Raw genomic sequence first — 10,621 nt, 5'->3', positions numbered from 1 at the left:
CATTGAGAGCCGCCATGAGCAACCCCTACGTCGTCGACTTCTACAACACGCTGAGCAGCCGTTATGCTGCCGACCGCATCTCCATGTCCCACGGTGACTGGATGTGCGCAAACACGAGCCTGCAGGGCAAGAAATTCAGCTTCGCGCGGTACCCCTTCCAGAAGGCGATCGCCGATGACATGCACCCCAACCTGGACTGCATCAAGCCGTCGCAGGTCGGCCTGTCCGAGGTGCAGATCCGCAAGGTGCTGACCATCCTCGCGCGGCACCCGGGTAAGACGGCAATCTTCACACTGCCGAACGACAAGATGTTCGAGCGGATGTCGACTACCCGGATCAAGCCCCTGGTGGAAGAGGAGCGCGTCTTCAACATGGCCGGCGGCGGCACGAAGCCCGTGCGCTCGAAGGGCCTGATGCAGATCGGCAAGTCCTTCCTGTTCGTGACCGGCGCCACCGAAGGTGACGCCACCTCCATCTCGGCCGATATCGTCTTCAACGACGAGGTGGACTTGACCGACCAGACGATGCTCGCGCTGTTCAACTCGCGCCTGCAGAACTCCGACTGGAAGATCAACCAGCGCTTCAGCACCCCGACGTTCGAGGGCTACGGGGTCGACCGCGGCTTCCAGGCCTCTGACCAGCACGAGTACCTGTGCAAGTGCCCACACTGCAACCACTGGCAGTTGCCCGTGTTCGAGAAGAAGTTTGTCGACATCCCAGGCATGCCCGACAACCTGGAGCTCGTCGAGATCGACGAGAGCCTGATAGACGCCGGCACCATCAACCTGCTAGACGCCCAAGTGGTCTGCGAGAAGTGCCGCATGCCCCTGGACCTCGGCAACACGGAGCACCGCGCCTGGGTGGCCAAGTTCCCGAACCGGACGCACGCGCGTGGCTACCGGGTCAACCCCTTCTCCACCGACCGGCTGTCGGTCGAGTACATCATCGCCCAGCTGTTCAAGTACAAGCAGCGCGATTTCATCCGGGGTTGGTACAACACCGTGCTCGGCCTGCCCTTCAACGCCGGAGACGTGCGGCTCTCGGACGCTGACATCGATGCCTGCTTCACCGAGCGCATGCTCATCCGCAAGAGCTCGAAGACCGTGCCGGCCTGGATCGGCGTCGACTTGGGCACCACCTGCCACATCACCGTCGGCGAGGGCTACAGCGTCGACACCATCGAGGTCGTCGAATTCATCACGGTGCCCTCCGGCCGACTGCTCGAGGAGATCAAGCGGATCCTCGAGGAGTACATGGTCATCGGCGGCACGGCCGACCGCTTCCCGTACACCCCCACGGCCAACGACATGTTCCACCTGTCGGCCGGCCGGGTCATCCCGCTCGAGTACCGGGGCCAGAAGGAGGTCAACCTGGTCGAGGACGTCAACGAGAACGTCATGTACGGCCAGGCCAACCGAACGATCCTGATCGACGAAGTGGCGCGCGTGGTGCGGCGCGGGAAAATCCGATTCTCGGGCTACGGCACCCAGCGGTCGATTATCAAAGAGCATTTGAAGGACATGGTCCGGGATGAATCTCCCGAGCAGGAGGCGGTTTGGCGGAAACTGTCGGGCAACGACCACTATTTTCATTCCTTGGGATTTATGCTAGCGGCAGTTAAAATCCACACTTCGTCAACCATTATTGCCTCCGACAATCGATCCTCCGTGCTGGTTATGGGAATCGATTTGAACCAAAACGGTTCAGCCATTTATGTGGAGGGCAAGCAAAAGAGCAACCTGATCTATGGCCGCCGGTAAAATCGCAAGTCTTCTGAAAGTGATCCTCCCGGGCAAGACCGGGAATGGGAAGGGGACGTCCCAGACGGCCACCTACAACCCGAACTCCAACCAGACCGTCCTCACGCTTCCGACGTACGACGAGCACCGGACCGACATCTTTACCTCGCGGGCGTCGGATGACAGCCGCGCGCTGATGAAGCGGCTGTTCGTGCATGACCCCGACGTGTCGGCCGCCGTGAGCGCCTACCTGACCCTGGCCAACACCGAGCCGGTTTTCATCGTCAAGGACGTGAACGATCAAGTGGACCGCTCCGGCCAGCAGATCCTGAACCAGGTGCTCATGTTCCTGACCACGCGCCAGGACTACAGCAAGGGCTTCCAGCTCCGGTACTCGATCAAGGAGATCTCGGAGTCCATGCGCTACATGGTCCTCTTGCGTGGGGGCGTCGCGGCCGAGTTGATCACCGACGAGACGGTCGCCCCGACCGAAGTGCGCCTGGCCGACCTGCAATCGATTCAGTGGTTCGAGAAGTCCCCCGGTCTGTACACGCCCATCCAGAAGGGCCTGGACGGCAAGGACATCAAGCTCGACATTCCGACGTTCTTCGTGAGCTTCTTCCGTAAGGATCCGACGTCGATCTACACCTACAGCCCGTTCGTCTCGACGATCAACACGATTGCGGCGCGCCAGCAGGTCATCAATGACCTGTACCGGATCATGCAGATGACGGGCTACCCGCGCATGGAGGTCACGATTCTCGAGGAGGTGCTGCTCAAGAACGCTCCGATGGACGTCAAGGCCGATGCCCAAAAGCAGCGCGACTACGTACAGAGCCAGCTGACGAGCATCCGCAACACGATCGCCGGTATCCGGCCCGACCAGGCCTTCGTGCACACCGACGCCGTCGAGGCAGGTGTGCTCAACGAGAAGTCGCCGGCCATGGGTATCGACATCACTGCGGTGATCAACACCCTGAACGCCCAGAACCAGGCCGGCCTTCGCACGATGGCCACCATCCTGGGCCGCGGCGAGTCGGGCGTGAACACGGCCTCGGTGGAGGCCCGCCTCTTCTCCATGAACGCCGAGGCGATCAACCAGCCCGTGGCCGACATCTGGAGCCAGTTGCTGACCCTGGCCATCCGCCTGCAGGGCTCCCAGTCGTATGTCGAGTGCAAGTTCCGCCCTATCGAGATGCGCTCTCTGCTCGAGATGGAGGCCCAGATGTCCGTGCGCGCGTCGCGCCTGAAGGAAGACCTGTCCCTCGGGCTGATCACGGACGATGAATACCACCTCGAGATCTATGGCCGTCTGCGTCCCGACAGCGCGCCAGAGCTCTCCGGTACCGGCTTCATGCAGCCGGTGGCCGCCGCCGGCGGCGATGCGGCGAACTCAGATCCGACGGCCACCGGAGGGCAGGCAAAGAAAAAGAGCGCCACCGAGAAACAGGCGCAGCCGAAAGGCAGCAAAGCCGCGAATAGTAAGCGGGTCGCATAATCAACCATTATTAACCGAGGAGCGGATAATGAACGGCGGTGGCTAAATATTTTCTTTGACTTCCAAAACCAGTACTGAATAATAGCGACTTGGATTTACACCAAGTCGCTTTTTATTAACCGGACTGGTTATGGCAAAGAACGTACCGATTACTGAACGGATTATCGAGCAGATCACCGCCAATAATGGCGGCGACAGCATCGACACGTCCAAAATTCAGGTCTACGAAGCCATTGCCGTTTCGACGCGACCGTTGAGCAAGCGCGGCACCCTCTTCCATCAGGGCCGCATCTCCGAGGCAACGCTCCACCAGATGGCGGCGTACCTCAACAACGCCGGCTTCGTCCCCCTGCACACCCTGCACGCGCAGGGCGAGGAACTCCCGGTTGGCCGTCTCTTTTACGCCGAAGTTCACCAGGCCTTCGATGGCACCTTCGACCTGCGCGCGCTGTTCTACGTCGACAAGTCGGAAACCAAGCTGATTGCCAAGCTGGACTCCGGTTCGATCGATGAAGTGAGTGTCGGTCTGCTGAACACCCACCTGTTCTGCTCGCAGTGCGGCTGGGACTTCCGCGGCGCCGATGCCACGTTCGACCACCTGTGGTCGCAGACCTGCGAGAACGGGCACACCGTCGGGGTCGATGGCATGTACCTGAAGCTCGAGGGCATGGACAGCTGGAATGAAACCAGCCTCGTGTCCAAGGGCGCATCGAACAACGCGAAGATCGTCGGCCGCACGCGCCAGGTGTTGAGCGCGGAGGCCTACGAGAAGCTCGCGGCATCGGGGACCTCCCCGGAAGCAATCCTGCTTTTTGCAACCACCAAACAAGGGAACCCGGAAGTGGACCTGACCAAAGCAATCGACGAGATCACGAATCTCAAGGCCGCTGCCATCGTGCATGGCACCGAAAAGACCGAACTGACGGCCAAGCTGGCCGCCGCGAACACCGAGATCGAGCAGCTGAAGGCCAAGCCTGCCGAACTGCAGACCCAGTTGGACGCGGCCAACGCCAAGGTCGGTGAAGTCGAGACCGCCCACGCCGCCACCAAGGCCGAGCTGGACGCCAAAACCGAGAAGGTGACCGAGCTGCAAACGAAGCTCGACGTTGCGCTGGCGGCGAACCCCGGTGGCAACAGCAAGCCGGCCGTGATCGACGCCAACAAGGCCGCGACGACGAACCTGTCGGCCTTCCGCCAGCGCGCCTAAGCGCAGGCACAGATTTTTCAACGAGGAGTAGCGAATGAGCGCAATTGGTGTGGGTGTATCGCTCCGTGGCATTAACCACGAGCACTTCCACTACCCGTTCAATCTCGCCGCAGGCATCACGACGAACGACGCGGGCAAGCCCGTTGCCCTCGACGCGAGCGGTGCCAACAAGGTGAAGATCGCGGGTGATGGAGACGAGGTCATCGGCCAGCTCGTGGTGGTGGAAAACCGCACGATCGAAGGCCTGCTGGTCGGTACGGTCGAGCTGTTCGGCGGCTGGCGCTTCGACATCCTGGCAGCGGACACGCTGGCCGTGGGTGACGCGGTTGTCGGCGCTGCCGGCGGCAAGGTCAAGAAGGGCGCAGCTGGCACGGGTCGCCTGCGCGCTGTCGAAGTCGCAAACGGTCAAGCCGTCTGCATCAAGGTGTAAGGGAAAAGAGAGATGCCCGATCTGATCAATATTCCGCGCGAAGCGCCGGAAAAGGTGCTCGACGGCCTGAAGGCCTCGGACACCCTGCAATCGCAAGCCGCCGGCCGTCGCCTGGTGCAAGCGGCCAAGGAAGCCGGTCTCGGCATGCGTGACTACCTCACGCTGGCCATCGATCCGCGCAAGAGCGAACGTGCCTCCGATTTCGAGGGCATGAGCGGCTACGAAGTGGCCCTGGCCTCGCTGAACCTGCCGGTCAAGCAAGACCTGAAGGAAGGCGTGCTGCTGCAAGCCGCATCGGAAACCTTCCAGACGTACCCGGGCACCCGGGCGATGTTCCCGGAAGTGATCGACGACATGCTGCGCTGGAAGGGCACGCAGGACCAGCTGGAATCGGTGGCTCCGCTGCTGGCCCAGTCGCGTACGATCTCGGGCACCGAGATGGTCTCGACCATCGTGGACGACCCCAGCGGCCAACTGGACACCTTCACGGTGCCGGAACTGGCGCGCATCCCGGTTCGCACGATCCGCACGTCGCAAACGTCGGTCAACATGTTCAAGCACGGCTCGGCGTATCGTACTTCGTACGAATTCAACCGCCGTGCATCGCTGGACATCATGACCCCGTTCGCAGCCCGCGTGGCCCGTGAACTGGAGATCTCCAAGGTCAAAGCCGCGACCAGCGTCCTGATCAATGGTGACGGCGTGAACGGCGCTGCCGCTGCGACTGCTCTGGGCAACATCGCCTATGGCGCGGTGTTCACCGGTGGCAAGTCGCTGAAGGACAACTACTTCGCTCTGGCGAAGTTCCTGATGGCGCGCGCGAAGGCCGGCAAGCCGGTGGACATCATTGCCGGTGGCTATGACATGTTCATCGAACTGCTGTTCATGTTCCAGCCGATTCAGCCGGCCGCGGGCGCTGCCCTGGCCGCACTCGCCCCGGGCGCCATGGGTGCCCCGGCCGTGAAGGTTGCTCTGCCCGGTATCCAGGGTCTGAGCGTCACCTTCGTGCTGAGCTCCGGCGTGCCGGCAGGCAAGCTGATGTGCTACTCCAAGGCCGACACGCTGGAGGAGCTGGTGGAAGCCGGTTCGTCGATCTCGGAAAACGAGCGCTCGATCCTGAACCAGGCGATCACCTACGTGCGCACGGAAGTGACCGGCTACAAGCTGGCCTTCGGTGACACCCGTACCCTGCTGGACTGCACGCAGTAAGCAGCCGCCAGGCACTCACGAAGGCCCCCTCCCGCACCGCGGCCGGGGGCCTTTTTACCTTCACAGAGATCCCATCCATGAGCAAGTCCATCGTTGAAACCACCGGCTCTTTCGAACTGGTCGAGCCGAATCAGTCGGTTCCCTACAACCGCCCCGCAGTGGTCGAGCAAACGCACTTCCTGACTGTCCGACAAGAGCTGGGTCAAGTCCGCGTGCTGGCTGTCGGCCTCGACAAGGAGGCGACCGACGCCGAATTCGCCCACTACCTGAAGGACTCGGAAGACCCCGTGCTGGCCATTGCCGCGTTCGCCGAGAAGTACCAAGGTACCGTGTACGGCGATAGCCAAGCCAGCGCTGTTAGCACCATCACGGAACTGACGCCGGCGCAGAAGCGTGCCGCGGCCAAGGCGACTGCACCGAAGTCGGACACGCCGCCGGCGGCCGACACCACCCCGCCCACTGACACCGGCACGCAGGACGGAGCCGCGTAATGTGGCACCAGGCCGGTGAGGACGTCACCATCAACGTCGACTTCCTGGTCCAGGGCGTCCCCGCCGTGCCTGATACCGACACCGTGACCTACACGGTGTCCGGCAACGACGGCCAAGCGCTCCCTGACCTTACCACCCTCCCCCTGACCGTGACGGGCACATCGGCTGAGGTCGCCGTGCCCGCCGCGCAGAATGAACTCGGCACGCCAGAGGCCGAGCAGGAGGCCCGCTATGTGCGCGTGAACTACCGCGTCGAGGGCAAGGCCTACGTCGCTCGCGTCACGTACCGCCTCCATCCGTTTGTGCCGATGGAGGCCTCGCCGGACAGCGTGCGTAACGCACTGGGCGTCGCCCCGAACGAACTGCCCGACGAGGACATCGACCTCGTGGCGTCCTACATGGCGATAAAGGGGAACTACCCCGATGCTGTGGCCGCCCTGACGGCGACCACGGTGGCCAGCCTGGCCGCGAACCGCGTCATCACCCTGCATGCCGCCATCCAGGCGCTGCCGTCGCTGCGCCTGCGCCTGCCGCAGGTCGACCGCACGGAGAACAGCACGTTCCAGCGCTTCAACGGCAAGTGGGATGAGCTGCGCGCCGAGCTCGAGGCCCAACTGCAAGACCAACTGGTCCTGGCCAGCCCCACGGCCGCTACTGCCGCCGGCACGCTGCAGCCGGTGTTCTCTGTGAGCACCCCGACCGACCCGGTGACCAACGCATGACGCACGCCCCTCGACACCAGTCCTGGCTCATGAGCGTGAGCCGCCCCGGAGTGAAGCTCTCCGGGGAAGTGTCCACGCCCACGGACCTGCAGAGCCTCAATTTCGACGTGCCGCTGCGCATGCTGACCACGCCGGCGCGCTCGGTCGTGGAGCCGGGGGACGTCGTGCTGTATGAGGGGGTCCGCTACCTGACGGGCTTCTACGCCCAGACCAAGGATGCGCGGCACCTCCGCATGGTGCCGCTGCCGCAGGAGGTCACGCACGAACGGGTCGAGACCACTATCGACCCGGTGACAAAGCTCGAGCGGGCGCAGGCAAAGGTCTCGCTCGGCACGATTTGGTGCCACCAGATCGTGACCGGCGAGGTGGCCGACGGCCACTCCAAGGCCCAACAGGTGCGAATCATCACGGGTGCGGCGATCCGTGTCGGGGATACGGTTGGCGGCCGCAAGATCCAGCGCATCCGGTCCGAGCTGGGCCTGCAGATCGCAGAGGCCGCGTAATGGCCAACCAGGACAGCGTCCGCCAGGCGTTCGACAACATCTTCTCCACCAGCGAGGAGCTGATCGTTCGAGGCCTTGGCCGCGAAGTCGACGAGCTGGTGGACGCTATCCGCGAAACCATGCAGCGCGAGGTGCGCGCGGCGATGAATGAGTTCTTCCGCAGCCTGGCCGCACAGACCGGACTCTACCGGGACACGCCGCCGTACTCCAAGCAGATGTGGCGGAGCCTCTCAGCCAACTACGTGAAGATCCAAAAAGGCGGAGACGACCGGTTCTTCATCTTCGCGGAAACACGGCGCCGCGCGCGCCGGCGCCGCAAGAACCCGGAGGCCCGGTACAAGCCGCTGCCAAAGCGTGACGTCAAGAACTCACTTCGCAACACCCTGGCAAGGCTGCAGGACCCCCAGAAGTACTTCGGGGACGTCGAGGTGCGTATCGACGACATGACCCGCATGAATCGTCGGGGCCAACCCTACCTCCCCCACTTCGAGATCCCTGGAAGCGGGGGTCGGACGATGCCCCGGAACCTGAAGAAGGGCTACCTAGGCATCTCCATCGAAGTGGTCTGGTTCGCCAACATCGAGAACCTGAACCTGTACGACCGTGGCGCGCTCGAGCGGCTGCTGCCGAGTCAGAACAAGCTGCAGACCAAGCTGCTGAACGACGCCGGCCACTACCGGCCCCTCATTGGACCGTACCTGAAGTGGTACACCGACAACAAACTGGCCGAGGCCTATCAGCGTGGGCTCAAGGCCGCAGGAGTGATTGAATGACCAGCCAGGACATCTATGCCGACCTCTTCAGCAGCATCCTCAAATTCTGCGGGGATGTAGCACCCATGATTGGCGCCGGCGACGCCAAGGTGGTGAACTTTGACGCCTATGACACGGACGACGAGCAGATGCCGGCCGGCGACCTAATTGGGCCAGCGCAGTATGCCCTGACCGTGGATGAGCACCTGGCCAAGGTGACGGTAATGATCGGGGTAATGACGGCCGAAGACCCCAACCTGTTCCGCCTTAATGCGGTGGTCGGGAAACTGCTGAATTATCTGCTACCGGGAAAATCGTTCTGGGCGGTGAGCGCCGAAACGGGGGACAGGCTGGGGGATTTGATGGTGGAAAATGGGACACAGGTTTTTCCCATTCTGTCTGACTCCGTACGCCCGATGAAATTCATCGGGGTACGGCTTTCCTGCAACGTCACGTTCGGTCTTTGAGTTGCTGGACCAAATCCGCGTCGGCCCGGGTCGACGCGTCCAGCGCCTGCTCAAGCAGAATAAGGATTTCAGCATTTCTCGACCGGCGGGAGATATCCGCGCGCGCCTGGATTTGTGCCTCCATTTCCACCGGGAGGCGGACGGTAAAGGCGGTCATATTTTCCTGCTTTGCCATGGTTGATTTCCGTACCAAATTAAACATTTGAACGGGCAAAATAGCATGGTTATTATCCGTGAACCAGAAATTTTTGATTAACGGAGAACGGTAATGGCCGGCGAGGCAAAAACCAATCAGTTCATGCTGGGCACCGCCACGGTAATGGTGGGTCCCCAGGCGGATCTTTTCAGCCTGAATCCGGACGAGCACTCGATCGGCCTGGTGAAGAATTTCACCCTGACCTCGGAGCCCGGTTTCACGGACCTCACGCAAGGCGTGAAAAACACGGTGGTATATTCCGTGATGACCGCGAATAAGGTTCGCGCGAACATGGAAGCATACGAATACACGGCCAAGAACCTGGCGTACGCCGCGGCCCTCGACGGTTCGACCATCACGCCGGCCGATACGGCCACGACCCTGCAGACCGCGGTCGCGGCGAACCCGGTTGGCACCGACACGCTCGAGCTGGCAGCAGTGACCGGCCTGGTCGTGAACGACTGGCTCCATGTGCAGGAAGGCAGCGATGACCGCGTGACGATGGGCCGCATCTCGGCGATCGACGCGACGGCCAAAAGCGTCACCCTGGCGCAGAGCTTCAAGCATGCCATCCCGGCCGGCGCCAAGGTGACCAAGGTCAACGCGATCGGCGTGGGCTCGAAGAAGGACCAGCCGTACCTGGCCGCCAAGGTCGTGGGCAAGTTGGCTGATGGCTCCGTCGTGTCGCTGCTGATCCCGAAGCTGCGCGTGACCAACGGCTTCGCGGTGGCGTTCAAGACCGACTCGTTCGGCAATCTGCCCCTGCAGTTCGACGTTCAGGACCTGACCGCCTCGGAGCCGTTCTACGCCGAGTTCGCGGACAAGGGCAGCGCGATTCTGCTGACCGAGTAATCGGTAATAACCGATTTAGTTCTTGAAGAACAAAAGCCCCCTGATTTAGTATCAGGGGGCTTTTTAATTTCTCGGAAACCATTATGTCGGACAAGATCTCCATTACCCAAAACGGTGCACGCAAAGAGCTGTTCATGTCCTTCGGCCTGCTCAACGAACTGTGCGGTATCGTGCAGTCGCCGGAGGGCGTGGCGTTTATCACGCTGGACGCCTTCATGCGCGCCGCGATTCTGAAATCGGTGCTCTCGGAGCGCACCGAGGACGGAATGATCGAAAAGGAGGTGAATCTCAATACGCTCGACGTTCCCGTCGAAGACATCGAGCGCGTGCTGGCCTGGGTCGAAGACCGGGTGATGAGTTTTTTCATGAACGCTCTTCAACGGCTGAAGAGCGTTCAGGACAAATACAAGGGGATGGTGCCGGTGCCCCCCGAAAACTCGACGCCTTCCTCAACTGGTACCGGGGCCTGAGTTTCGAAGAATCCCTCTGCTGGGCCTTTGACGTAGCGCCTTCGGGATTATCCAGAGTTTTCTGGAGATATACCCAGAAGGACAT

General features: G+C 61.9%; 13 protein-coding genes. 12 read left to right on the top strand and 1 reads right to left on the bottom strand.

The window, feature by feature from the left end:
• Positions 1-14 precede the first annotated feature (14 nt).
• The 10 genes from ABDB81_RS09660 (at position 15) to ABDB81_RS09615 (ending at position 9,018) form a co-directional block, all read left to right on the top strand.
• On the top strand, positions 15-1,760 hold the full coding sequence (locus tag ABDB81_RS09660) for a phage terminase large subunit family protein (RefSeq protein WP_346810781.1): 1,746 nt from the start codon (positions 15-17) through the stop codon (positions 1,758-1,760).
• Positions 1,747-3,237 (top strand): hypothetical protein, encoded by a 1,491-nt coding sequence (locus tag ABDB81_RS09655; protein ID WP_346810779.1) that lies wholly within the window; start codon positions 1,747-1,749, stop codon positions 3,235-3,237. The genes ABDB81_RS09660 and ABDB81_RS09655 overlap by 14 nt, the downstream gene beginning before the upstream one ends.
• A 130-nt stretch (positions 3,238-3,367) precedes the next feature.
• The gene (locus tag ABDB81_RS09650; RefSeq protein WP_346810778.1) at positions 3,368-4,444 is read left to right on the top strand and encodes a hypothetical protein; all 1,077 of its coding nucleotides are present in this window, start codon (positions 3,368-3,370) and stop codon (positions 4,442-4,444) included.
• Positions 4,445-4,478: 34 nt separating this feature from the next.
• Entirely contained in the window at positions 4,479-4,874 is a 396-nt protein-coding gene (locus ABDB81_RS09645; RefSeq protein WP_346810776.1) for a hypothetical protein, read from the top strand.
• A gap of 12 nt (positions 4,875-4,886) precedes the next feature.
• Positions 4,887-6,083 (top strand): hypothetical protein, encoded by a 1,197-nt coding sequence (locus ABDB81_RS09640; protein WP_346810774.1) that lies wholly within the window; start codon positions 4,887-4,889, stop codon positions 6,081-6,083.
• Positions 6,084-6,160: 77 nt separating this feature from the next.
• Positions 6,161-6,574 carry a hypothetical protein gene (locus tag ABDB81_RS09635; RefSeq protein ID WP_346810772.1) on the top strand — a complete coding sequence of 138 codons (414 nt, stop codon included), beginning with the start codon at positions 6,161-6,163 and terminating at the stop codon, positions 6,572-6,574.
• Positions 6,574-7,296, top strand: a complete 723-nt coding sequence (locus ABDB81_RS09630; RefSeq protein ID WP_346810771.1) for a hypothetical protein — start codon at positions 6,574-6,576, stop codon at positions 7,294-7,296. The genes ABDB81_RS09635 and ABDB81_RS09630 overlap by 1 nt, the downstream gene beginning before the upstream one ends.
• Positions 7,297-7,325: 29 nt before the next feature.
• Complete coding sequence (locus ABDB81_RS09625; RefSeq protein ID WP_346810769.1) at positions 7,326-7,799, top strand: hypothetical protein; 474 nt, start codon at positions 7,326-7,328, stop codon at positions 7,797-7,799.
• Positions 7,799-8,572 carry a hypothetical protein gene (locus tag ABDB81_RS09620; RefSeq protein WP_346810768.1) on the top strand — a complete coding sequence of 258 codons (774 nt, stop codon included), beginning with the start codon at positions 7,799-7,801 and terminating at the stop codon, positions 8,570-8,572. The genes ABDB81_RS09625 and ABDB81_RS09620 overlap by 1 nt, the downstream gene beginning before the upstream one ends.
• Positions 8,569-9,018 carry a hypothetical protein gene (locus tag ABDB81_RS09615; protein WP_346810766.1) on the top strand — a complete coding sequence of 150 codons (450 nt, stop codon included), beginning with the start codon at positions 8,569-8,571 and terminating at the stop codon, positions 9,016-9,018. The genes ABDB81_RS09620 and ABDB81_RS09615 overlap by 4 nt, the downstream gene beginning before the upstream one ends.
• Here the strand turns inward: ABDB81_RS09615 and ABDB81_RS09610 are convergent.
• Entirely contained in the window at positions 9,002-9,193 is a 192-nt protein-coding gene (locus ABDB81_RS09610) for an Arc family DNA-binding protein (RefSeq protein ID WP_346810764.1), read from the bottom strand. The genes ABDB81_RS09615 and ABDB81_RS09610 overlap by 17 nt on opposite strands.
• Before the next feature lie 93 nt (positions 9,194-9,286).
• Here ABDB81_RS09610 and ABDB81_RS09605 point away from each other — a divergent pair, with 93 nt between their 5' ends.
• Entirely contained in the window at positions 9,287-10,066 is a 780-nt protein-coding gene (locus tag ABDB81_RS09605) for a hypothetical protein (protein WP_346810762.1), read from the top strand.
• A gap of 83 nt (positions 10,067-10,149) precedes the next feature.
• Positions 10,150-10,536 (top strand): hypothetical protein, encoded by a 387-nt coding sequence (locus tag ABDB81_RS09600; protein ID WP_346810760.1) that lies wholly within the window; start codon positions 10,150-10,152, stop codon positions 10,534-10,536.
• Positions 10,537-10,621 lie beyond the last annotated feature (85 nt).

Source organism: Cupriavidus sp. DL-D2 (genome assembly GCF_039710735.1).
Classification (GTDB): Bacteria; Pseudomonadota; Gammaproteobacteria; order Burkholderiales; family Burkholderiaceae; genus Cupriavidus.
Note: the sequence above shows the minus strand (reverse complement) of the source record. Positions and strands in the feature narration are given on the sequence as shown.